The sequence below is a fragment of the Actinoplanes sp. NPDC049548 genome (assembly GCF_040676695.1).
In the GTDB taxonomy this organism is placed as follows: domain Bacteria; phylum Actinomycetota; class Actinomycetes; order Mycobacteriales; family Micromonosporaceae; genus Actinoplanes.
In genome coordinates, this window is the sequence record NZ_JBFAPM010000010.1 from 1 (window position 1) to 23,830 (window position 23,830).

Annotated in this window: 17 protein-coding genes and 1 pseudogene; 8 read left to right on the forward strand and 10 right to left on the reverse strand. The window is 72.5% G+C overall.

Annotation, left to right across the window (positions count from 1 at the left end; all coding sequences use genetic code 11):
- The first annotated feature begins 282 nt into the window (after positions 1-282).
- Both AB0J80_RS20355 and AB0J80_RS20360 read left to right on the forward strand, forming a co-directional pair.
- Positions 283-1,182: a SemiSWEET transporter gene (locus AB0J80_RS20355; RefSeq protein WP_364707000.1), complete on the forward strand. Its 900-nt coding sequence runs from the start codon at positions 283-285 to the stop codon at positions 1,180-1,182.
- A 110-nt stretch (positions 1,183-1,292) separates the two neighbouring features.
- Complete coding sequence (locus AB0J80_RS20360; protein WP_364707003.1) at positions 1,293-2,417, forward strand: substrate-binding domain-containing protein; 1,125 nt, start codon at positions 1,293-1,295, stop codon at positions 2,415-2,417.
- On the opposite strand, the gene AB0J80_RS20365 is transcribed toward AB0J80_RS20360, so the two are convergent.
- From AB0J80_RS20365 to AB0J80_RS20385, 5 genes are all read right to left on the reverse strand, one after another.
- Positions 2,410-3,591, reverse strand: a complete 1,182-nt coding sequence (locus tag AB0J80_RS20365) for a PHB depolymerase family esterase (protein WP_364707005.1) — start codon at positions 3,589-3,591, stop codon at positions 2,410-2,412. The two genes, AB0J80_RS20360 and AB0J80_RS20365, sit on opposite strands and share 8 nt — an antisense overlap.
- A 97-nt stretch (positions 3,592-3,688) precedes the next feature.
- Positions 3,689-5,014, reverse strand: coding sequence for an endo-1,4-beta-xylanase (locus AB0J80_RS20370; RefSeq protein ID WP_364707008.1), 1,326 nt, complete (start codon positions 5,012-5,014; stop codon positions 3,689-3,691).
- A gap of 174 nt (positions 5,015-5,188) precedes the next feature.
- Positions 5,189-6,943, reverse strand: coding sequence for a hypothetical protein (locus tag AB0J80_RS20375; RefSeq protein WP_364707011.1), 1,755 nt, complete (start codon positions 6,941-6,943; stop codon positions 5,189-5,191).
- A 22-nt stretch (positions 6,944-6,965) separates the two neighbouring features.
- On the reverse strand, positions 6,966-9,767 hold the full coding sequence (locus tag AB0J80_RS20380) for a hypothetical protein (protein ID WP_364707014.1): 2,802 nt from the start codon (positions 9,765-9,767) through the stop codon (positions 6,966-6,968).
- 29 nt (positions 9,768-9,796) lie between these two features.
- Positions 9,797-10,321 carry an N-acetyltransferase family protein gene (locus AB0J80_RS20385; RefSeq protein WP_364707016.1) on the reverse strand — a complete coding sequence of 175 codons (525 nt, stop codon included), beginning with the start codon at positions 10,319-10,321 and terminating at the stop codon, positions 9,797-9,799.
- Between the two features lie 495 nt (positions 10,322-10,816).
- Between AB0J80_RS20385 and AB0J80_RS20390 the strand changes: the two genes are divergently transcribed.
- The 4 genes from AB0J80_RS20390 (at position 10,817) to AB0J80_RS20405 (ending at position 17,348) form a co-directional block, all read left to right on the forward strand.
- Positions 10,817-11,983: a glycosyltransferase family 4 protein gene (locus tag AB0J80_RS20390; protein WP_364707019.1), complete on the forward strand. Its 1,167-nt coding sequence runs from the start codon at positions 10,817-10,819 to the stop codon at positions 11,981-11,983.
- 71 nt (positions 11,984-12,054) lie between these two features.
- The gene (locus AB0J80_RS20395; protein WP_364707022.1) at positions 12,055-14,466 is read left to right on the forward strand and encodes a transglycosylase domain-containing protein; all 2,412 of its coding nucleotides are present in this window, start codon (positions 12,055-12,057) and stop codon (positions 14,464-14,466) included.
- A gap of 49 nt (positions 14,467-14,515) precedes the next feature.
- A complete protein-coding gene (locus AB0J80_RS20400) occupies positions 14,516-16,192 on the forward strand; it encodes a serine/threonine-protein kinase (protein WP_364707024.1) in 1,677 nt (558 codons plus the stop codon).
- A gap of 43 nt (positions 16,193-16,235) precedes the next feature.
- Entirely contained in the window at positions 16,236-17,348 is a 1,113-nt protein-coding gene (locus AB0J80_RS20405) for an acyltransferase (protein ID WP_364707025.1), read from the forward strand.
- On the opposite strand, the gene AB0J80_RS20410 is transcribed toward AB0J80_RS20405, so the two are convergent.
- The 4 genes from AB0J80_RS20410 to AB0J80_RS20425 all read right to left on the reverse strand — a co-directional run bounded on the left by AB0J80_RS20410 (position 17,326) and on the right by AB0J80_RS20425 (position 21,958).
- The gene (locus AB0J80_RS20410) at positions 17,326-17,952 is read right to left on the reverse strand and encodes a DUF305 domain-containing protein (RefSeq protein WP_364707027.1); all 627 of its coding nucleotides are present in this window, start codon (positions 17,950-17,952) and stop codon (positions 17,326-17,328) included. The genes AB0J80_RS20405 and AB0J80_RS20410 overlap by 23 nt on opposite strands.
- Before the next feature lie 59 nt (positions 17,953-18,011).
- Positions 18,012-19,283, reverse strand: a complete 1,272-nt coding sequence (locus AB0J80_RS20415; RefSeq protein ID WP_364707030.1) for a primary-amine oxidase — start codon at positions 19,281-19,283, stop codon at positions 18,012-18,014.
- 16 nt (positions 19,284-19,299) lie between these two features.
- Complete coding sequence (locus AB0J80_RS20420) at positions 19,300-19,977, reverse strand: hypothetical protein (protein ID WP_364707033.1); 678 nt, start codon at positions 19,975-19,977, stop codon at positions 19,300-19,302.
- Positions 19,978-20,119: 142 nt separating this feature from the next.
- Entirely contained in the window at positions 20,120-21,958 is a 1,839-nt protein-coding gene (locus tag AB0J80_RS20425) for a diguanylate cyclase (RefSeq protein ID WP_364707036.1), read from the reverse strand.
- Positions 21,959-22,019: 61 nt separating this feature from the next.
- On the opposite strand from AB0J80_RS20425, the pseudogene AB0J80_RS20430 reads away from it, so the two are divergent.
- Both AB0J80_RS20430 and AB0J80_RS20435 read left to right on the forward strand, forming a co-directional pair.
- Positions 22,020-22,424, forward strand: a pseudogene (locus tag AB0J80_RS20430) (LLM class flavin-dependent oxidoreductase); the annotation flags it as partial.
- Between the two features lie 70 nt (positions 22,425-22,494).
- Positions 22,495-22,758, forward strand: coding sequence for a hypothetical protein (locus AB0J80_RS20435; protein WP_364707579.1), 264 nt, complete (start codon positions 22,495-22,497; stop codon positions 22,756-22,758).
- Here AB0J80_RS20435 and AB0J80_RS20440 read toward each other — a convergent pair.
- Positions 22,710-23,708, reverse strand: coding sequence for a hypothetical protein (locus AB0J80_RS20440; RefSeq protein WP_364707580.1), 999 nt, complete (start codon positions 23,706-23,708; stop codon positions 22,710-22,712). The genes AB0J80_RS20435 and AB0J80_RS20440 overlap by 49 nt on opposite strands.
- Positions 23,709-23,830 lie beyond the last annotated feature (122 nt).

Sequence of the window (23,830 nt, forward strand, 5' to 3'; positions counted from 1 at the left end):
ACGATCTGCGTGTCCGTCATGCCATCCTCTTCGGGCCCCCGCCGGGACCGGGGAGTGCACCACGGGCGTACGACGGTTGCCGTTCGGTTCAGGCCCGGCGAAATCCTCAAGTGGGACAGCTGCGCCCGCTGAGGCCCACGTGGCTCTTGGTTGCGGAACGGTGATTTCCGGCCGTGTCGCCTCTCACGGATGGATCTTGTAAATCCGGCGGTGCCGCGGGCCGATGGGGCAGGTGGCCGTGATGACTCCGGCCGTCCTGACCTCCACGACCGGAATCGGATCATGCACTCCTCTGTGGTACTGCTCGGCTGGCTCGGCGCTGCACTGTCCATGACTCTCCCCTGGCCCCAGGTCTGGCGCTCGTGCGCCCGGGGCCACACCCGCGGCCTCTCCGCCACCTCCTGCTGGATGGGTGTGGCGCTGCCGGTGGGCTGGATCACGTATGGACTCCTGACGGGTGAGACGGTGCAGGTGGTGACCAACTGCGTGACGTGCGTCGCGGGCCTGACCGTGCTGGTCGCCGTACTGGTCAAGCAGAGGGACCTGCGCACCGGGCGGGCGTTGCTGGTCAGCGCGGGCGGTGCCGCCGGTGTGCTGGCCGCCTCCGCGGGCAGCGCCGCCTTCGCCGCGGCGACCGGGACCACCGGCGCTCACGTCGCGGCTCTCCTCGGCACGGTGCTCGCGGTCACGGCCACGCTGTCCGCCATCCCTCAGCCGATGTCGCTGCTGCGCGACCGCACCCAGGACCTCGCGGGTCTCTCTCCGCTGCGCTGGCGCCTGGGCGCCGCGGCCTGTGCCTCCTGGATGACGTACGGCCTCAGCACCGCCCAGCCGGCCGTCTGGCTGTCCGCGGCGGCCGGCCTGGCCGGCGCCCTGGTCGTCTGCTGGGTGCTGCTGACCGCCGCCCGCCCCGCCGTCCCTGCCCTGACGAGTGCCCGCGGCGTCTCGCCGGTCCTGCGGCCGGCCCGCGGCACGGCTCGCGTCGTGCGCGCCGCCGCCCGGCCCGTCGTTGCGTCCGAAGAGGTCACTGCCGTCCTGCGTGCGGTACCGGTGCAAGGTGGACGACCGGCGTCCGCACGGGTCGTGCGGCCCGCCGCGGCCGTCACCCGCTCGGCCCGCCCGGTGGCCGGCCCCGGCCGCAGCGCCCGCACGAGCCGCCCGGCCCGGGCCGCGCTCGCCTGACCATCGATCACCGTCACACAACTTTTCCATCACGACGCTTGACTCCGAGGAAGTCTCACGCCCCTGCCACTGATACCCTTGCCGCGCTTTTCGCCCATGGAGGAGAAGACGTGCGCCGGAATCTGCTGGCTCTTGTGGCGGTCGGAGTGCTGACCGCGGGCGGGCTCACCGCCTGCACCGACGACGACGGAAAGACCAGCGGCGGCAAGGTCGCGGTCCGGGGCGGCGACGGCACCGGCAAGGTCGGCGTGATCCTGCCCGACACGACCACCTCGCAGCGGTGGGGCAGCGACGACCCGAAGCTGCTCAAGGCCGCGTTCGACAAGGCCGACGTGCCGGTGGAGATCGAGAACGCCCAGGGTGACGCGGCGAACTTCCAGCGCATCGGCGACCGCATGATCGCCTCGGGCGCCACCGTGCTCATCATCGCCAACCTCGACCCGGCCAGCGGCAAGTACGTGCTGGACAAGGCGCGCGCGGCCGGCGTCAGGACCATCGACTACGACCGGCTCACCCTGGACGGTGGCGCGAACTACTACGTGAGCTTCGACGGCGAGGCGGTCGGCAGGCTGCAGGGCCAGGGGCTGGTGCGGTGCCTGGCGGAGACGAAGGCCGAGCGCGGCGACCGGCCGCCGCGGATCGCGTACCTGAACGGCGCGCCGACCGACAACAACGCCCTGCTGTTCAAGACCGGCTACGACTCGGTGCTGCAGCCCAAGTACGACGACGGCACCTATCTCAAGGGCCCCGACCAGTCCGTCGACAAGTGGGACAACAAGGAGGGCCGCTCGATCTTCGTCGAGATGCTCGACCAGTTCCACGACGAGGTCGACGGGGTGCTGGCCGCCAACGACGGCCTCGGCAACGCGGCGATCAGCGTGCTGCGCGAGCGCCGCAAGAACGGCAAGGTGCCGGTGACCGGCCAGGACGCCGAGACGCAGGCGCTGCAGAACATCCTGGCCGGTGACCAGTGCATGACCGTCTACAAGCCGATCAAGAAGGAGGCGGACGCCGCGGCGAAGCTGGCGATCAGCCTCTTCAAGGGTCAGAAGAACGAGCCGGAGCGCCGGATCAAGGACCCGCAGTCGGGCGCGTACGTGCCGGCGGTGCTGCTGGACCCGATCCCCGTGTTCAAGGCGGACGTGGTCAAGGTGATCCGGGACGGGTTCGTCACCAAGAAGGCCGTCTGCACGGGACGGTTCGCCACGCTGTGCGAGGAGAACGGCATCAACTGAGCACGACCGAGCAGGCGGCGCCGTTCAGCGTGAAGCCACTCGGGGCTCCGGCGTCGCCGGTGTGCGTGGCCTGGTAACCGATACCCGTGGACGATCCCGGCGCCAGGGTCGCGTTGTAGCCGGCGTCACGGGCGCTGACCTGGCCGGACGCCGGCGAGTAGGCGGCGTTCCAGCCCGAGGTGATGCGCTGCCCGGCCGGCAGCGTGAAGCCCAGGGTCCAGCCGCCGATCGTCGTGGCGCCGGTGTTCGTGACGGACAGCGACGCCGTGAGTCCCGTCGCCCAGGCGTTCGTGGTGACCGCGACGCGGCACGGGCCCGACGGCGGCGGTGGTGACGGATCGGGGGACGTCCCGTCCAGGCCGAAGAAGGCGATCGCCATCGCGGCCATGCCGCTCAGCGGCAGGGAGTGCCCGACGCCGGCGACGCCGATCCCCTCGACCGGGGCCTGCGCCGTGGCGGAGCCGTATCGGGTACGGGTCCAGCCGGGCTGCGGCGTGTCCGTCTGCACCGGGGTCTGGCTGACGCCCAGCACGTTCGTCCACTGCTTGATCTCCTCGCCGAAGTTCGGGTACCGCAGCGTGTCGTCGGCGGTGCCGTGGAACAGCTGCATCCGCGGCTGGCTGCCGATGTGACCCGGGTACGCGGCCCGGACCAGGTCTCCCCATGCCTGTGGCGTCCTGGTGACCTGGCCGTTCGCACAGGCGCTGTTCCAGCCGGAGCCGTCGGCGGTGGCGAAACAGCCGAAGGGGACGCCCATGAACGCCGAGCCGGCGGCGAACACGTCCGGATAGTCGCCGAGCAGGACGTTGGTCATCATGGCGCCCGAGGAGGCGCCGGTGACGAAGGTACGGGCGAGATCGGTGCCGTACCGCTGCTGGACGTAGCGCACCATGGACACGATGCCGACCGGGTCGCTGCCGCCGTCGTGACGCAGCGCGGCCGGGGACGAGACGTCGAAGCAGTTGCCCGACCGGGTGGCCGAGGGGTAGACGACGATGAACCCGTACCGGTCGGCCAGCGAGGCGAACTCGGTGCCCGAGGAGAACGCCGGCCCGGAGCCGGTGCAGTAGTGCACGGCGACGAGCAGGGCGGGCCGGCCGGCGAGGCGGTCGGGGACGTACAGGTGCATCCGCAGCCCGCTCGGGTTGGCGCCGAAGCCCGTGATCTCCTGCAAGGAGCCGCCTGGGCCGCCGTGGCGGGCAGGAGGATGCCCGCGGCGACGGCCGTGAGTGCGGCGAGGGCGGTGATGAGTCTTCGCATCGTCGGCCTCCTCAGCTCGCCGCGCAGGTGGCGGAGGCGGGCCCGCTGCCGGTTCCCTGGAAGCCGAGCTCGGTGCTGCCGCCGGCCGGCACGGAGGCGTTGTAGCCGGCGTCGGTGAACCGCACCGTCCCGGTCGTGCTGCTGATCCGCGCGTTCCAGGCGTTGGTGACGGCGGCGCCGGACGGCAGGGTCGTCGTGACGGTCCATCCGGTCAGGGCTGCGCCGCCGGCGGTGACGCGGACGGTGGCCACGAAGCCGCCGGGCCACGAGTTGAGGGAGACCGAGGCGGTGCATGCGCCCGGACCGGGGTCGGCAGGGGTGCTCGGAGTGGCGGCACCGCCGTTGAGGGCGTTCAGAGTGGACGTGTACGCGGGCTTCTTGGTGCCGTTGCCGTCGAAGAGCAGCGGGGTGCCACCGGCCCGCCAGGAGTCGGTGTCCCGGATGCCCCACACGCTGATCCCGGTGCAGCGGGTCACCGCGAGGCAGGCGCGCACCACGCGGGCGTAGTTGTCGGCCTGCGCCTGGCCTGAGCCCTCGATGTCGAGCTCGGTGATCTGCACGTCGACGCCCAGGGCGGCGAAGCGCTGCAGGTTGGCCTGGTAGTCACCCGGCACCGGGGAGGCGGCGTTGAAGTGCGACTGGAAGCCGACACAGTCGATCGGTACGCCCCGCGCCTTGAAGTCCTGCACCATGGCGTACACCGCGTTGCTCTTCGCGTTCTGCCCGTCGGTGTTGTAGTCGTTGTAGCAGAGCTTGGCGGCGGGGTCGGCCGCGCGGGCGGTACGGAACGCGACCTCGATCCAGTCGTTGCCGGTGCGCTGCAGGTTGGAGTCGCGCCGGGCGCCGCTGCCGCCGTCGGCGAAAGCCTCGTTCACCACGTCCCAGGCGTAGATCTGTCCTCGGTAGTGGGTGGCGACCTGGGTGATGTGGTTGACCATCGCCGAGCGCAGCGCGGTGCCGCCGAGGTTCTGCGCCCAGCCGGGCTGCTGCGAGTGCCAGGCCAGCGCGTGGCCGCGTACCCGTTGGCCGTGTGCCCGGGCGTGGCTGACGATCTGGTCGGCGCCGCCGTAGCTGAAGGAGTTCTGGGCCGGTTCGGTGGCGTCCCACTTCATCTCGTTCTCGGGCGTCACCATGTCGAACTCGCGGTCGAGGATGCCGGCGTACGTGCTGTCGGAGAGCTTGTTCGCCGCCACCGCGGTGCCGTAGTACCGGCCGGTGGCCGCCGCCGACGCTCCGAGCGTGGTGGCGGCGTCGGCCGCCGTGGCGGCGACGGCCACGCCGCCGAGGGCGACGGCGACCACGGCGGTGAGCAGAGGAATCCGTGCGGGCTTGCCCATGGGGAACCTTCCTCGCGGAGGGGAATGGGGGTGGCCGGACGTTATCGATACTTTCCCGGAGCATCAACGGTCGTCATTGCGTCGTCGGTCCCAAATACCGGGTCAAAGCATGACGAAGGGACTGGCAATCGCCGGAACTTTCGCATCATCCGGGAATTTTTGGGAGCGCTCCCATCACGGCGTGATCGTGTAGAGCAGGTCCGGCCCGATCTCCTGCCGGGTGATACCGAGCCCGTCGATCGGCGCGACCAGCGCGGCCTGGAAGGCACTGCCCACGACTCGCTCCCGGACCACCACGACACTGCGGATCCCCAGCTCACGCAGACGCGCCACGCTCGGCACGCTGGGAAAGGACTGCATGACGTAGCGCAGGTCCTGCCGCACCGGCGTCACGAAGCTGCTGGCGCCGTTCGCCATGACCGGGAAACCGTCGGCCGACCAGAGCATCACGTTGAGGTCGTTGCGCTCGTCGGTCGGCAGGACCAGCAAGGGGGCGGGAGCGGCGGCCATCGCCGCCGGGGCGGCAGGCACGCCGATGTGGTCCATCTTGGGCAGACCCTCGACGAGTACGGCGAGCAGCAGCGGCACCGTCACGACGCGTACGGCGACCCGCCGCATCTCCGGTAGCGTCGCCTCGCGCACGCGCCGGGCCACCTCGGTCACGCAGCCGGCCGCCAGCAGGCCGAGCAGCAGGGTGGGCCACACGATCAGCCGGCCCGGTGTACGGCTGCCGTCGAAGCCGGGCAGGTAGCGGTAGAGCAGCCCGAACAGCGGCCCGTTGGTGCCGAGCACGAGCAGCACCCCGGCCGCCAGCCCGGCGCCGAGCAGAACCCGCTGGCGGACGGTCCACGCCGACACCAGCAGCCCGGCGCCGGCCAGGGCGTACAGGGCGTAGCCGCAGAGCAGGGTCTTCTCGGGCGGCACCTCGCCCAGCGCGGCGCGGGCGGAGTCGTGCCAGGATCCCCACCACAGCGACGAGTGCGGGGCGACCGCGAAGCCGTGCGGAGGCGGCGAGAACATCGAGATGTAGTCCCAGGAGCGCTGGGTTTCCTGGTGCGCCGCCCGCACGCGCAGGTAGGCGTACGCCATGGAACCGGAGATCGCCGCGAAGACCAGCCCGCCGGCGAGATCGGCGACGACCAGCCTGCGCGGCAGGCGAGGCCGGCCGGTCAGCAGCCAGCCGCCCGCCGACACCACGCAGACCCCCGCCAGCACGTAGAAGAACGGCAGGCCGACGCCGAAGCCCAGGGAGATCTGCCACGCGGCGACCAGCCAGCCCGCGGCGGCCCAGCCCGGCCGCACCCGCTCGGGACGGTAGCCGTGCCGCAGCGACCAGCCGTGGCCGCGGGCCAGCATCGCCAGCGCCAGCGCGATCCCGCCGGTGGAGAGGATGTTGAGATGTCCCTCGTGGCCGTACCGCCAGGGCGCGTAGGCGAAGGCCGCCCCGGCGACAGCGGCCCCGATCCGGTTCGCACCGAGCTGCCGGACCAGCGCGTACGCCCCGCACGAGGCCAGCGCGAACACCAGCACGAACAGGATGTTGTAGCGCAGGACCGCGGCCGGCACCCCGGCACCGACCAGCCCGGCCGGCGCGTACCCCAGGAGCGTGTCGTTGAGGGCGAGCCCGTCGTGGTCCGGGTAGAAGGCGTTCGTGTCCCAGAGCCGCGACGGTTCGTGGCGGATCGCGTACCCGGTCCAGGCCAGCAGCCAGGCCTGCCCGGTGGGGTCGGCGCTGTCGCCGATGATGGTGTGCACGGGGTCGGCGAAACCGCTGCGGATCATGCCCGCCGACGTGACCCGCAGCAGCATGGGCGGCAGAATCCAGATCATGAGGACGGCCAGGACGAGCGCGCCGGCACCCGCCACCGTCCACTCGTGCCGGGCGACGGCGTGCAGCCTGCCGGCCTCCTTCGCCGTCGCTCCCGACACATCGCCCCCCTCGCGCAGGGGATCAACGTATCTGAATGGGATTCCGCGCGGGGGGCGGCCACGCACGCGCCCATAGCACCGGCCATCCGCCCGGTGGCAGCCACGACGACGGCACGAGCAGGCCGTGCGCCGCGATGGCGTTCCAGAACGCGCCCGGCACACCGCCGAGCTCCACCGCATCCGGCCAGGAGCCCTGCCAGCGCTCGTCCCGCAGCGACGACTCCGGGAAGCCCGGCAGCCGTACGCGACGGCGTGCCGCGACGGCGGTGACCGGGGCGGCCGGCAGCCCGCCCCACGACGTCACCGCGAGGGTCGCGGCACGCAGCAGCCCGGCGTGCGGTCGCATCCGTACGGCCGCGGCCAGCTCGGCGGCGTCCGCGCGGAGCAGCCCGCCGACCGCGGCCCGCACCCGAAGGGCGATCAGGTCCGCCGCCCGCGCGTCGGCGATCCCTTCCAGCCGGGCGAGTTTGCGCAGCGCACCGGGCAGCGGCTCATCGCGCAGCAGCGGTTCCAGCCGGTGGTGCACCTCCGGGGGCATCGCCGAGACCGCGGCCGCGAGCGGACGGGTCGCCGTGGCCTCCCACAGCCGGCCGGCCGCCGCCGGAGCGGCGAGCGCCGACCGCACCGCACGCTCCAGGGTGGCCGGAGCGAGACGGCGCAGAGCGACGAGACCCTCGGCGCTCGCCGGCGCACCGATCAGGCCGGTCAGCGTCGAATCGGGACGCACCGCTACCGCGGCGAGGGCACCGAGCTGCTCCCCGATCTCCGCGGTGAGGCGATCCGCGGGCGAGGGACGGCGGCCACGGCGCGGTGCGGGCGGAGGCGCAGGATCCGGCTCGGCGGGCGACTCCCGCGGGACCGGCAGGCTCCGCACCCATTCCCGTACGGCCTCGAGCAGCGCCGGCTCCGGCTCCTCGTTGAACCGCGCCTTGACCTCCGCGACGCGCCACCCCTTGCCGGGCGGGCGCAGCTCGGCGTTGGCCAGGATCCGGCCGTCCGGGTCGCGCAGCGCGATCAGAACGCTGCGCCCCTTGGCGGCCTCATCGGAGTAGTACGGGCCGGCGATGCAGTTGCCCATGTAGGCCGCCCACGCGGTGAGCGTGCTGCCGGTCCGGGCCACCTCTATCCGCGTCTCGGTGCCGGGCAGCAGGCCGCCGTCGAAGACCTCGACGGCGGCGGGCACGGGGAACCGCCCGACGAGCGCTTCCGCGGCCTCGGCCCCGGCGGCGAGCCCGGCCACCAGGTCGGCCCATGACCGCGGCTTGGCCGGGACGCTGCCGCCCAGCTCGGCGAGCTGGGCGGTGCGCGCGGCAGTCAGCGCGACGGATCCGGCCAGCGGAAGGAAGGTGTCATCCGAGACGGGGCGGGTGACCGCCTCCACCCCGACCGTCTCGTGCATGATCTCGGCGGCGGGGTGCCCGTACAGACGGGCGACCGCGTCGGCGAGCTCCGCGATCCAGAGCAGGTCGCCCACGGTCTCGACCTCGGCGGGCTCGCGATCCGTTTCGGCGCGCAGCCGCTGCGCCAGCGGAGCAAGGGCGTCGGGCCGCGGCTGCTCCCAGTCGGCGAGCCGGCCCGGGCTGAAGTAGCCGGCCTTCGACCGCCAGTCGGCCAGCCCGGCACACCGCCAGTCCGCCAGGGCCTCCTGCGCACTGGGCGCCTCGAGGTAGGGCGCGTCCTGCACGAACTCGGTGGCCCGCTCGAGGGCCAGCTCGCCGTACGCCCGGGCCGTGGCCAGCCGCTCCCGGGCCCCTGCGACCTGCTTGGCGGTGAGCTCGACGCCCGGAGCCAGCCGCGCGAGCTCCCGCAGGTACGAGCCGGGCCGGGCGGGATGGCCGGTCAGGCCCTTCACCCGCTGGGCGGCGGACGCGGCCTCGCGCTTCGTCAGCATGGCAGCGGCCGCCTCGATCGCGGACCGGTGCCCGCGCAGCGCCTCCTCGGTGCCGTCCTCGAACGCGGCGGCCGCGACCCGGGCCAGCACGGTGGCGGCCAGCGCGTCATGCAGCACGCCGCGGAAGCGCGCGGTCCAGAAGGTGCGGGGCGGATACCACAGCGCCGCCCGGGCGAGGGTCGGCCGGCGGCCGAGCGCGCCGACCACCTGCTGCTCCTCGTAGTGCTCCAGCCGCTCTCTCAGCGCGTCGACCAGCTCCGGACCGCGCTGCGAGCGCACGATGCGCTCGGTGCGCTGCCGCTTGGCCGCCGCGGCGCAGGCCTGCTCCCAGAGGTCGGTGAGCAGGGCCAGCCGCCGCGGGCCGGGCAGCGGGCGCAGCACCCGGTCCAGGTGGCGGCCCACCACGGACGGCAGCCCCTCCGGGAACGGGTCGACGCCGTCCGGGGCCCGCAGGGCGAGAAGACGGACCAGCTGCTCGGGGCCGAGCAGGTCCGACGCGGCGACGGCATAGCGCAGAACCGGCGTACGGCCGGCGCGGATCGCGTCGAGGGTGGCGGCGCCGAGCGGCTTGGTCGCGGTGGGACCGAACAGGGCGGTCAGCACCGCCGCGGGCGGGCCCAGCCGATCGGCGAAGCGCGGCACCGCGAGGGCGGCGAGGACGGCGTCGCGGCGGTCGCCCGTACCGCCGTCGACGCGGGCGCTGCAGAACCCGCCGCCGAGGTCCGCCCCGGCGTCCGCGGCGACCGCTCCCCCGGCCTCGACCAGGGCGGCCAGCAAGGCGACGGCCCGCACGCGGTCGGACTCGGGGGCGTCGGCCGGGCCCACAACGACCGGCGTCCCGGGAGCCGGCGAGGCAGTCTCCGGCTCCGGACCGGCGGAACTGATCCGCTGGTCCGGGCGCACGGCGACACCGCCCGACACACTGACTCGCACGAGATCATGATGACCCCGCCGTCCAGCGATTATGCGGGCGCGAGGTCGAGCTGAAGAAGGACGGTGTCCACCCACCGGCCGTGCTTGCGGCCCACCCGGGCGAGCCGCCCCACCTCCCGGAAACCCGCCCGGCGGTGCAGGGCCATCGAGGCGGGGTCGCCGGTGTCGGCGACGACCGCGATGACACTGCGGACCCCGGCGTCGCGGCAACCGGCCAGCACGGCCTCCAGCAACCGGCGCCCCAGACCCCGGCCGGTGCCGCCCGGAGCGAGGTAGATCGTGTCCTCCACGGTATAGCGGTACGCGGGCTTGGGACGCCACGCCGACGCGTACGCGAAACCCAGCACCTCCCCCGCGGCCGCGGCCACGACGAACGGCAGCCGCCGCTCCTCGACGACCCGCAGCTTCTCGGCCCAGTCCGCAGCGGTGGGAACGATCTCGTCGAAGGTCGCCACGCTGCCGGTGACGTAGTGCCCGTAGATCTCGGCCACGGCCGGCAGGTCGGCGCCCGCCACGGGCCGGATCGTCACGTCGTGGTCGCTCCAGGGGATCACGGGAGAACTATGCACCACGCCGTTCGCTTCCGGCGGCGGTGACCGGTGCGTGGACCAGGTCGCGACCCCCCATCGGTTCGGGAAGCTCCACCACAGCCGTGATGTTCTCCGGTGTCGGTCCGCACGTCGCGGGCCTCCCCAGAACCGTGACCGTCATGGCGCGCAACGAGCTCTCCGTCCTGGCTCCGACAACGTCATGGCATCGCCCATCCGGCACAGTGACCAGGATCTCGCGCCCCGTCGGCATCACCCCTGCTGAGATCCATCGCAGGCTGGTCAACCCGGCTGCCTCAGCCGGGGACAGCTGCGGCAGAGCGCCCACGGTCGCGGTCGCGCGCGGCACCGGCGGAACCGGACGATCACACCCGGCGGACGGCACGAGGACAGCTGTGAGCGCAGCGGCACCGGCAGCGATTCTCCTCATAGCCGTCGGACGAGATCGGGCCGGCTTCCGGTTCCTCACGGCTATTGATCTCGGGCAATACGGTGTGCGGGGTGCGGATACGGTATGTGCTCCACAACGCCTACGGGGCCGGCGGGACGATCCGTACGGTCGTGAACCAGGCGAACGCGTTGTGTGCCGCGCATGACGTCGAGATCGCGAGCGTCTACCGGACCGGGGAGAAGCCCGTCTTCGCGCTCGACCCCCGGGTACGCCTGGTCACCCTCACCGGCCTGCGCGAGGACGGTTCACGGTGGACGGACCCGCCGGGCACGAACTCGCGCCTGATGCGCAAGACGCGGTGGTTCCGTAACCGGCTGCCGCACGGCCGTGACTTCCGGTACAAGCGGTGGGACCCGGTCGTCGACGCCACCATCGTCCGGTACTTCCGGGCGGAGCGTTCGGGGGTGCTTGTGACGACCCGGCCGGCGCTGAACCTGCTCTCCGCCTGGTTCGCCCCTCGCCGCCTCGTACGCGTCGGGCAGGACCACATGAATCTCGGGGCGTACAAGCCCGCGTTGCGCTCGGCGCTGCTGCGGGCGTACCCCCGGCTCGACGCCGTCTGCGTGCTGACCCGGGCGGACCTGGCCGCCTACCGCGAGGCCCTCGGCCCGCGGGTCCGCCTGGAGCGGATCCCGAACGGCATCCCGCCACGTCCGCCCGGACCGGAGCGGGCCCGGACCCCGACCGTGCTGGCGGCGGGCCGGCTCGGCCGGCAGAAGGGGTTCGACCTGCTCATCGACGCGTTCGCGACCGTGCACGAGCGGCATCCCGGATGGCAGCTCGTCATCTTCGGGGAGGGCAAGCTCCGGGGCCGGCTCACCCGGCAGATCCAGGACCGGGGGCTCGGCGGCCAGGTGCACCTGCGCGGGCTGACCCGGCACCTCGACCGCGAGCTGGCCGCCGCGTCGATCTTCGCGTTGAGCTCGCGGTACGAGGGGCTGCCGATGGTGCTGCTCGAGGCGATGGCCGCCGCCGTGCCGGTCGTCGCGTTCGACTGCCCCACCGGGCCGGCCGAGGTGGTCGTGGACGGCCGCAACGGCCTGCTGGTGGCGGCGGAGGACACGGCCGCGCTCGCCGAGGGCATCTGCCGGCTCATCGAGGACCCTGACGCCCGCGAACGCATGGGGTGCGCGGCGCGGGAAACCAGCACCGGTTACGCGATGCCCGCGGTGGCGCGGCAGTGGGAGCGGCTGTTCGCCGACCTGGCCCGCGGGTGAAGGGGTTGCGCGTGATCGTTACCGTGCGCCCCGGACGTTGACGGTCATCTCAGTTTGGACACGGCACCCCGATGCGCGTACGCGAGCACTCGATCTTCACCAACGCGGGCACCCTGCTGATCTGCGGGCTGTTGTCCGGGATCGTCGTGGCGGCCGCCGCCTTCCCGGCGGTGGCGATGTCCGGGCTGGCGGCCAAGGCGGGCAGCGAGTCGTTCGCCAGCCTGCCCAGCGAGCTCAAGCAGGCCACCGCGCCGCAGGTGAGCCGCGCGGTCGCGGCCGACGGCAAGACGCAGGTCGCGGTCTTCTGGGACGAGTTCCGCAGCAACGTGCCGCTGAAGGACATCTCGAAGAACATGCAGAACGCCATCGTCGCCGCCGAGGACCACGAGTTCTACAAGCACAACGGTGTCGACCTCAAGGGCGTCGCCCGGGCGTTCGTCAGCAACAGCGGCAAGTCCAACGGCCGGCAGGGTGCCTCCACCCTGACGATGCAGTACGTGAAGATGTCGCTCGCCTACTCCGCGAGCTCTCCCCAGGAGGTCGTGGACGCCACCGAGGACACCTCCAAGCGCAAGATCACCGAGATGAAGTACGCCCTGCAGGTGGAGAAGGAGCTGACCAAGGAGCAGATCCTCGAGCGCTACCTGAACACCGCCCCGTACGGCAACAACGCGTACGGCGTCGCGGCCGCCAGCCAGGTCTACTTCCGCAAGAGCGCCAAGGAGCTCACCGTCCCCGAGGCGGCGCTGCTCGCCAGCCTGGTGAAGGCCCCGTCCGGCTTCGACCCGACCACGGCGATCGGCTACCCGAAGGCGCTGGACCGGCGCAACTGGGTCATCGGCAACATGCGCGACCTCGGCATGATCACCCCGCAGCAGGCGACCGACGCGATGAAGGTCAAGCTCGGCAAGACCGTGCAGCGCAGCGGCAACGGCTGCAGCGCCGTCAAGACCAACAGCTGGGGCTTCTTCTGCGACTACTTCTACCGCTGGTGGCTGGGCCGGCCGGAGTTCGGTGCGACCCAGTACGAGCGCGAGCGGCGGCTCAAGAGCGGCGGCTACCGCATCCAGACGTCGCTGGACATCGACGCGCAGGCCGCGGTGCGCAAGAACATCGGTAAGCGGATCAGCGTCAAGAACCGGGACGCGCTGCTGCTGGCCGCCATCGAACCGAAGACCGGCCGGGTGCGGGCGCTGGGCGCTAACCGTCGGTACAAGCTCGACGACCCGGCCCATCCGCAGAACAAGCCGCATTCGGACCCGAAGCTGGCGAAGCGGGGGATCCGCGGCACCTACCCGAACACCACCAACCCCCTGCTCACGGGCGGCGGCGACATCACCGGTTACCAGGCCGGCTCGGTGTTCAAGATGCTGACCATGGTGGCGGCGCTGGAGAACGGGTTCCCGCTCGCGTACCCGATCAACACCACGTACCGCTACATCTCGCCGACGTACCGCGACTCCGGCGCGCCGGCCGAGTGCGGCGGGCACTACTGCCCCACCAACGCGTCGAAGGGCGAGAAGGGCCCGTACAACATGTGGTCGGGTTTCAGCGCCTCGGTCAACACGTACTTCGTCCCGCTCGAGGAGGCCGTCGGCGCGGAGAAGGTCGTCGACGTCGCGCAGCGCTTCGGTATCCATTTCCGTACGCCCCGTGACCACGAGCTCGCCACCAAGTACGCGCACGACTGGGGTTCCTTCACCCTGGGCGTCTCCTCGTCCACCCCGCTGGAGATGGCCAACGCGTACGCGACCCTGGCCGGCGACGGCATGTACTGCACTCCGACCCCGGTGCAGCAGATCACCACGATGAGCGGCGAGAAGCTCGACGTGGGCAAACCGCAGTGCCGGCGCGCCACCTCCAAGGACGTGGCCCGCGCGGCCATCGACGCGGCCCGCTGCCCGGTCGGCGACTCGCCGCGGCTCGGCAGCTGCGGCTCCCACCGCACGGCCGGCGACACCCACGGGATCGTCGGGCACCCGGTCTTCGGCAAGACCGGCACCACCGACGCGGAGAAGACGGCATCCCTGATCGTCGGGACGACGTCCGTGGTGGTGGCCGGCTATCTCGTGAACCCGGACTACCAGAACCACCCGTACCACATGAGCCACGGCATCGTGAACCCGGCGGTCCAGCACGCCCTGCACGACATCATGGAGGGCAAGCCGGAGGTCCAGTTCAAGCGGCCGTCCGGCACGAAGATCGCGCGCGGTGAGCAGCGCTCGATCCCGGACGTGCAGTGCCTGAGCGTCGAGGAGGCCATCGACCGGGTGGAGGGTGCGGGCTTCACGGCGTCGCGCGGCTCCGAGGTGGCGTCGACCTGCCCCGCGGGCCAGGCGGCCGGGACCGAGCCGTCCGGCACCACGATCAAGGGCGGTTTCGTCACCATCCAGATCAGCGGCGGCGCACCCGGCGGGCAGCCGGGCGCCCCCGGTGCGCCGGGTGGCCCGGGCGGCCCCGGAGGACCCGGCCGGCGCAACTGATCACGGACGGGGATGCAGATCGGCGTCGATGTTGGCAGACTGCCTCGGCATGGAGGAGCACCGGAAGCTCGGCGGCCGATACTCGCTGCTCGACCCGCTCGGGCACGGCGGCATGGCCGTGGTGTGGCGGGCGCGCGACGAGGTGCTCGGGCGTACCGTCGCGGTCAAGGTGCTGGCCGCCCGGCACGCGGGCGACCCGGAGTCGCGGGCCCGCATCCGCCACGAGGCCCGGGCCGCGGCCGCGTTGTCGCATCCGAACATCGCCCAGGTGTACGACTACGGTGAGCAGCCCACCGGTGGCACCACGACGCCGTACGTGGTGATGGAGCTGGTCCGCGGCGGCACCCTGCAGCAGCGGATGGCCGGTCCGGTGCCCCCGAAGTTCGCGATGCGGGTCTGCGCCGAGGTGGCCGCCGCCCTCGCCGCGGCCCACGCCGACGGCCTCGTGCACCGCGACATCAAGCCGGCCAACGTCATGCTCACCGAGGCCGGCGCCAAGGTTGTCGACTTCGGCATCGCGGCGGCGATCAACCCGTCGGGCTCCGGCGACCCGGACGCCGAGATCTACGGCACCCCCGCCTACCTGGCGCCGGAGCGGCTGGTCGACGACGCGGTGGACCCGGCCTCCGACGTGTACGCCCTCGGCGTGCTGCTCTACCGCCTGCTCTCCGGGCACTCCCCGTGGACGGCGGACACCACGACCCAGATGCTCACCGCGCACATCTACATCGAGCCGGAGCCGCTGGCGCCGCTGCCGGAGGTGCCGGCGTACATCACGGAGCTGTGCAACCGCTGCCTGACCAAGGACGTCACCCTGCGGCCGAGCGCCCGGGAGGCGGCCGCCCTGCTCGCCCAGGCGGCCGGCCTGCGAGTGGTCGCCGACGAGCCGTCACCGGCGCCGGCGGGCCACGCGGCCGATCCGACACCGTCCGTCCTCATCCGCCGGGAGGAGGCGGTCGCGGCGGCCGCCGTCCTCCCCACGACGCCGGCGGCTGCCGCGCCTCCCGCGCCGCCGACCCCGGCGACCGCCGTTCCTGCCGCGCCGCCGACGCCGGCGGCTGCGACGCGGACGTCCCTCCCGCCCGGCGACGTGCCGCCCGATGACGTCTCCGCAGCTCCGGGGGCGCGGAACGGCCGCCCGAGCCGGCGGCCGTGGCTCGTCGCCGTGCTCGCGGTGCTGATCGCGCTCGGCGCCGTGGCGTGGGCGGTGCTCCCGCGCGAGCACCGCACGGAGCCCCCGGCGGGCGCCCAGCCGGCCGCAGCACCGTCGAGAGCCACGCCGTCCGCCCGCACGACGACCAACGCCTCCGTCGAGACGAGCGCCGGCGCCCCCACCTCCGCGCCCGCCGACGATGAGCCCGGCGGCCGGGCCGCCTCGACCACCGCCCCGGCGGCCCCTCCCGCGGCCGGGCACCCGGCACCGGCGACCACCACCCCGCGGCCCCGGGCCACCACCACGACCCCGGCGAACCCCCCGGAGCCCACGGCCACCGCACCCCAGCAGTGGTCCTTCTCCTCGTACGCGGGCACGGTCCGCGCCACCTGCACCGGGCCCGACCAGGCCGAGCTGCTCTCGTGGGAGGCGACGAAGCCCTACAAGGTGCAGGACAACGCCGCCGGCCCCGCCGCCTCCCCCTGGGTGCTGTTCAAGAAGGGCAACGACCGGCTGCGGATGACGGTGACCTGCGCGGGCGGCGTGGCCTCCTCGTCCAGCGACGAGGTGTGACCGCGCCGATAACCTCCGGCGGGCGTCGCGGGTTGTCCCCTGCATGGCTGTACTCGTCACGCCCCTGCAACGTCGGTCCGCCGGCACCGCGGTCCCGCGGCCGCGCCCGGCCCGGATCGCGGTGCTCGACGGACTGCGGCTCGTCGCCGCGCTGATGGTGGTCGGTTACCACTTCGTCGCGTACGACCGCGGCACCGTCCTGCCGTGGGGGGCCGCCGCCGACCGGGTGTTCCCGTGGCTGTCGCTGCCCGCGTCGTACGGCTGGCTCGGCGTCCCGATGTTCTTCCTGATCAGCGGCTTCGTGATCTGCCTGAGCGCGTGGGACCGCACGCCCGGTGAGTTCCTGCGCTCACGGGTGGTCCGGCTGTATCCGGCATACTGGGCGGCCGCGCTGCTGACCTTCGCGGTGCTCACGTTGTGGCCGGTGGTGCGCCGGCCGGTCGGGCCCAGCGACCTGCTCGTCAACCTGACGATGCTGCAGGAGCCTTTGGGCGTACGCCCGGTCGACGCCGTCTACTGGACGCTGTGGGTGGAGGCGCGTTTCTACCTGCTCTTCGCCCTCGTGGTGTGGCGTGGCCTCACCCTGCGCCGCGCGACGCTGTTCGGCTACGGCTGGCTGGTGGCGTCGGCCCTCGCCGAGCAGGCCGACGTGCCGGCGTTGAACGTGGTGGTGATGCCGGAGCACGCGCCGTACTTCGTCGCGGGGATCGCGCTGTTCCTCGTGCACCGCAGCGGCAGCCACCTGACGCTGTGGGCGCTGTTCGGGGCCTCGTTCCTCATGGCTCAGCACCACGTGGCGGCGCAGACCGTCCATGTCGCCCGCGACGTGCTCGGCCGCCCGCTTCCGGTGCTGCCGGCGCTGGTGCTGGTCACCGGCATCTTCGCGACGATGGCGGTGGTGGCCACCGGCCGGCTCTCCGGGGTGCGCTGGCGCTGGCTGACGGTGGCGGGTGCGCTGACTTACCCGCTGTACCTGCTGCACGAGTACATCGGCTGGACGCTGATCGCGGCGCTGCACCCGCTTCTGCCTCGGCACGCCACCCTGGCGATCGTCGTGGCCCTCGTGATGGCGGCAGCGTGGCTGCTGCACCGCTACGTCGAACGCCCGGCGGCCCGCCTGCTGCGCCGGCACCTTACCCGGCCGCTGCCCCGCTGACCTTCGCGGGCGGCAGCAGGGCGGTCATGGCGTCGATCTCGGCGGTCTGCTCGTTGATGACGTGCTTGGCCAGGCCGTGGATGTAGACGTTGCGCCCGTCGCCATCGAGCAGCGCGCGGGACGAGACGACGGCACCGCGGTGGTGCTCGATCATGCGGCGCAGGAACAGCGGCACCGCCTCCTTCACCTTCGCGCGCTCGAGCTCGCGCAGCTGCGCCTCGGTGAGCATGCCCTGCGCCGCCGCCCCGGGGCCGTGGTGGTGCCCGTGGCCGCTGCCGGGCTGCTCGTTCCACGCCGCGAGCCAGGCGTTCGTCTCGTCGATCTCACGCTGCTGGTCGTGGGCGATGAAGTCGGCGATCAGGCGGATGCGTTCCGGCAGGCCCGGCTTGGTGAGCAGGTTCCGGCTCATCCGGATGGCCTGGGCGTGGTGGGCGACCATCATCTGTGCGTACGCGACGTCGGCACGCGACGGCGGTGTCACGGACGCCACCGCCACGGGGCGCCGATCCGGCTTCTTCTCCTCGTCACCGCGCGCGGCGAAGGCGATCACGACCAGCGCGGTGGCCGCCAGCACGAGCGCGGCGGCGAGGCGGCGTACGGGCAAGGCTGTCCCTTTCGGCGAGCGGGCCCGGCCCGGTCGCGGTGACCGGGCCGGGCCGGGGCTCAGTTGGGCCGTCCGTTGACGCCGGCGCGGTCGGCCGGGGTCAGCGGGTTCATCTCGGTGAAGTCGCGCGGCAGCAGGTCGAAGCCCTGCCAGTGCAGCGGCATCGGGCTCTGGTCCTCGTCGCGGGGGACGTGGTGGAAGCCCACCCGAACCCACATCACCGGGTTCTTGAGCGTCTCCTTGTCCTTGGCGTAGTCCAGGATGGTCTTCTTCGTCGCGCACTGCGGATCGGCGTTGCCGGTGGCGAACTTCTCGCACTCGTGCGCTTCGGTGAAGGTCACGTCCGGGGTGGTCTCCGGGTGCGCCTCGTAGCGGTCGTCGGCGCCGGTGACCAGCTCGTACGAGCGCTTGTGCCCGTCCTTGTTCTTGCTGGTCGGGCTGACCAGCCGCCACCAGCGGCGGTTCACCTTGGAGAAGGTGCCCTCCTTGGCGATGTCGGTCTTGCTGGTCTTGAGCTTGGCTGCCATCGAGCCGCGCCCGTCGACCTTCGTGTCGTACTGCTCGACCTTCTCGCCGCCCTTGCCGTCGATGTTGAAGTCCACCCGCCAGAACGCGCTGTGGTAGTGCATCGAGGCGTAGTCGCGGGCGCCCTTGCCGATCGGCCAGCCCTTGTCGGCGCTGACGTAGTCGCTGGGCGACAGGTCGCCGGTCGCGCCGAGCCGCGCCGAGATCTGACCGTCGTCGGCCAGGCGGAACTCGGTCACGTACTCGTACCAGCCGACCTTGCTGATCGTGCGCAGCACCAGGTCGTGGCCCTGCTTGGAGTACACCTTCTCGGCGCCGGTGTCGAAGTTGTAGCTGTGCAGCCGGTACGCGAGCCCGGACGGCTCCGCGCTGACGCAGAGCACCTTGCGGCGCGTCGCCTGCGGTCCGCCGTCGGAACCCTCCCGCGCCGAGCCGCCCTTGCAGTCGTCGCCGGTGAGCGTCTCGAGGTCGCCTCCGCCGAAGCCGAAGTCGCTGAGGTCGTTGTACTCCGTCTCACCGGAGTCGTAGGGCACGTTGAGCTGCGCGAGCCGGATCGACTCGAGCACCTGCACCTGCTGCGGGTAGTTCTTCGAGGCGATCGCGACGTTGTCCAGGATCAGCCCGGCCCGCTCGTCGATGCGCCAGCAGAGCTGCCACGTGGTGCCGTTCGGCAGGGTCTCCTTGACCATCGAGGACGCCGCGCACTGGGCCGGCGCGGGTGCCTTGGCGGCCGCCGGCGTGCCCGCGAGCCCGAGCGAGGCGATCGTCAGGAGCGCAGCGGCGCCCGCTGTCTTTCGGTACGTCATGCTGCCGGTTCCCCGTCTAGCTCAGGCGGGCGACCGTGCGCCCGGAGAGGTCGATGATGATCTTGTCCAGGTCGATGATGTGGCCGTCCTTGGTCTCCACGATCAGCTGCAGGCACCGGTGCTTGCCGCACTTGCTCGCCCCGCTGTCGGCCGGCTTCGCCTTGTAAACGTGCGCGGTGGTGACCAGGCCGTCCTTGCCCGCGAACTGATCGCCGGTGGCCTTGCGGTACGCGTCCTTGAGCTCGGCGCCGAGCGGGTCGGCGAGCAGCACGTCCAGGGCCGTCGCGACCTCGCGGTCCGCGGCCGGCAGCTGCATCCCCGCGGCCGAGTACGAGCCGGTGAGCTTGCCGGTGGTCAGGTCGACGACCTGCTTGACCAGCTTGTCGCCCTTGTAGTCGTAGTAGTACAGCTCGGCGCGGCGACCCTTCCCGGCCTCCACGATGTCGGCTTCGAGGTACTCGGGGCCGGTCGCCCCGGTCACGTCCTCAGCGCCGGCCTTGAGCTCCGCGGTCTCCGCGACCTGGCGGGCCTTGCCCACCTCGCCGCTGGTCAGCGGGTCGCTGCCCACGCCGGTCGCGGGCGCCGGGCCCGGTGCCGGATCGGACACCCTCGGCTGCTCGGCCGCGGCCCCCGGCGGCGTGCTCGGCCCCGGCGCGGCGTTCGCCTGCCACGAGGCCACGCCGAAGGCGGTCACCGCGGTCACTGTCGCGATGCCCAGGCCATAGGCCAATTTCCGGTAACGCCCCACTGTCGGCATTCCTCCCCCTCGTCAGCGGTACGCGAGGAGAATGCCGGTCGATGCGTAAGGGCGCGGTGAGCCCAATGATCATGAATGTCTAAACAGCGGCCCGGTCCTGCTTCACCCGGTACATGGCCGCGTCCGCGTCGCGCAGCAGCCGGTCCGGATCGTCCGCGCGACCCGTCGCGATCCCGACGCTCGCCCCGACGGCCAGCAGTGTCCCGGCGGCCTCGATCGGGCGGCCCATCGCCGTGACGATCCGGTCGGCGACCTCGCGTGCCCGGCCGGCGCCGCCGCGGTCCAGCAGCACGGCGAACTCGTCGCCGCCCAGCCGTACGGCGAGGTCCCCCGGCCCGAGCGCGGCGCCCAGGCGCGCGGCGACCGCCACGAGCACCTCGTCGCCGGCGTGGTGGCCGTACCCGTCGTTGACCTGCTTGAAGCCGTCGAGGTCGACGACGAGCACACCGACCTCGGCGTCACCGGCGGCGAGCAGCCGCTCGCCCAGGAGCGTGCGGTTGGCGAGGCCGGTCAGGGTGTCGTGGGTTGCCCGGTGGCGCAGCCGGTCCTGCAGCTCCATGGCCTCCGTCACGTCCCGGGCGTTGTAGACGATGCCGCACACGCTCGGGCTGGCGGTCAGGTCGGCCCCGACGATGTCGAGCCACCGGTACGAGCCGTCGGCGTGCCGCAGCCGCACCTGCGCGGACGCGTCCGTGCCGGGCTCGGCGGCCAGCCGCTCGTTGAGCGCCTGGAAGACAGGCAGGTCGCCGGGGTGGATCCGGATGTCGACGCGCTCACCCACGGCCTGCTCCGCCTCGGTGCCCAGGACGCGGGCGGCCGCGGGGCTCGCGTACCGGATGGTCCCGCCCGGCTCGACGACCAGGGTGAGGTCGGAGGCGTGCTGGACCAGCGACTGGAACCATTCCTTCTGCCGGTGCAGCTCGGTCATGCTGCGGTCGAGGCTGGTGAGCAGCCGGTCGTTGTCGGTGAAGGCCACCAGCTGCCGGCCCACCACGAGCGCTGTGATGATCACCACGCCGACAGTGACGCCCCAGATCCGTGCCCCGGGACCGGCGGCCGGCAACGCGGTCACCAGCAGCACCTCGGTGGCGATGACGGCGACGTACGGGGTCCGGCTGAACCGGGCGCGCCGCTCCCCCGGACGCCTCCCGCCCTGCCGGCGCGCCCGCACCTCCTGCAGACGCAGGCTGACCGGCATCAGGATGCACGGCACCACCTGCGCGACGGCCAGCACCCGGGGGTCGTGGGCGCCGCCGAGCATCATGCCGACCGACGTGCCCAGCGCCGTCCCCGCGACGCCGAGGCTGCCGACGATGCCGGCCGTGCGCGTGAACGGCGCCAGGTCGCTGAAGACGAGCTTGAGCACGCCGAAGACGACGACCAGCATGACGGCGGCACTGGCACCGGCCGCGTACCGGTCGGCCACCTGGTCGCTGCTGAGCTGGCCCGCGAGGGAGAAGTACCACAGGAAGACCGCGACACCGGTGAGCACGGTGACGGCGTCCAGCCACAGGCGCAACCGTTCCCGTCCGGCGGCGGCGAGCGGGTGACAGAGCATGGTCACCGCCATGATCGACATACCGGCGACCACGAGCGCGGTCTGCACGACGCTCACCCCGGGCCGGCCGGGATCGGCCAGCAGCAGGACCGTCTGGTAGGAGTCTCCCACCGTGCAGAGCAGCATCGCGGCCGCCATGGCGCGCCAGAACCGGCGGGCATGCCGCTCGGCACGGGTCACCGCCGCGAGCCGCCGCGCGGACAGCAGGATCATGACGTCCAGGCCGGTCTGCAGCACCCACGGAGCCACCGGCGAGTACGGCCCCGCGAGGAACCAGGACACGGCGAGAACGCCCAGCGCGGCCAGGCTCAGGAGCACGGGATCGCGCCCGTACCCCGACCCGCCGCCCGACCGTCGCACGCCGCTTCGATCGGCGCCCGGGGCACCCACCTGAGGAGGACCGGCGATCTAAGATCACGGCATGACCTCCCTGGAGTTCGGCCTCGACACGTTCGGTGACGTCACCGCCGGCCCGGACGGCGAGCCGCTGCCGTACGGTCAGGTGATCCGCAACGTGGTTGACCAGGCCGTCCTCGCCGACGAGGTCGGGGTCGACGTGTTCGGCCTCGGCGAGCACCACCGCGACGACTACGCGGTGTCAGCACCGGAGATCGTGCTGGCCGCCATCGCGAGCCGGACCCGCCGGATCAGGCTCGGCACCGCGGTCACCGTGCTGAGCTCCGACGACCCGGTCCGCGTCTTCGAGCGCTTCGCCACACTTGCGGCCGTGTCGCAGGGCCGCGCGGAGATCACCCTCGGCCGCGGCTCCTTCACCGAGTCGTTCCCGCTCTTCGGCTACGACCTCGCCGACTACGAGCGGCTCTTCGCCGAGAAGGCGGATCTGATGGCGGAGCTGCTGACCGAGCAGGCGGTTGCTGTGGCCGCACGCCCGGACAATGATCACGAGGATCGGCGCGGAGCGCGGCTGGCCCCCGCTGACCCGCGACCGTTTCCAGGCGGACATCACCGAGGGCGCCTGGCACGTCGGATCCCCGGCCACGGTGGCGGCCAAGATCGCCCGGACGGTACGCGAGCTGGGCATCCAGCGGTTCGACCTGAAGTACTCGGCCGGCACGCTGCCGCACGAGGAGCTGATGACGGCGATCCACCTCTACGGCACCGAGGTGATCCCCCGCGTGCGCGAGCTGCTCGCCGCCTGAGTTCGCTGCCGCTCTGCGCGCGGGCGAGGGTGCTCCCCCGAGTCCGCTTCCAGCGTCGACGGAACTGTCACCGGAGTCGGTCGAGTCCTGAGCTGGTACGAGACCGCACAAGCGGTGAGCGCCAGCCCGTAGCCGGCGAACGATATCGGCTGGGCCACGCCGATATAGCCCAGCGCATCGAGGCCGGTGCGGTCGTGCCACTGCAGCACACCGCCCACCACCAGCATGACGTAGACCCCGGCGCCCAGCCCGTACAGCACGAACGTGGGGGCGATCAGCCACACCGGGACGATCGGCAGGAAGCGGGGAACGCGCCGGCCGGCCAGCAGAATCGTCCAGCGGGGGAACACCATGCCCCATGCATGGACCAGGCCGAGCAGCAGGAACACGGCCAGGCCAAGCCCGACGCAGAGCGCGACAGCCATGCTGGTACTGGGGCGGAAGCCCCCGGGCTCGAGGCCGGGAACCCCGAACGCGGAGAGCAGATGAACGCCTCCGTACGGTAACCACGCCGCGCAGCCGGCGTAGGCGATCCGGCGGATCCGCGCAGGGGCGGCGTGCGGGAGCGGCCGGAGGCCACCGGCGCGGCGCCGCACCGTGGTCGCGACCAGGAGGGCACCGGCGGCCGTCAGTCCGAGGCGTTCCAGGAACGCGAGCCAGGCAGGGTCGCCGTGGCGGTCGGTGACGATGCCCGTGAGTGCGAGCTCGACGAGGTTGAGCAGCAGCCAGCAACTACCGGCGAGCAGCACGCCGGCCATCGTCCATGCCGCCCATCGGCGACGAGTGATCACGGCGGCGCTCGCGAGCAGCAAGACCGCCGCGCCGGGCCACGCCGCATGCGGAAAGCCGGCGAACTGGTCGTGGCCGGCGAAGGCGCCGATGCCCGTGCCGATGCCGAACACAGCAGTGGATGCGGCGGTCGCCCTCGCAACCCCGACCTTGAATCGCATACCGGCAGTCTTCGTCCCCGAACCTGTGCCGGGGCTGAGCCACCCTGAGACGATCCACAGAAGACGGAGCGACGTCACGCGGGCCCCGCAGGCCGGTCTCGAGCAAGTGCCAAGCAGGAGGT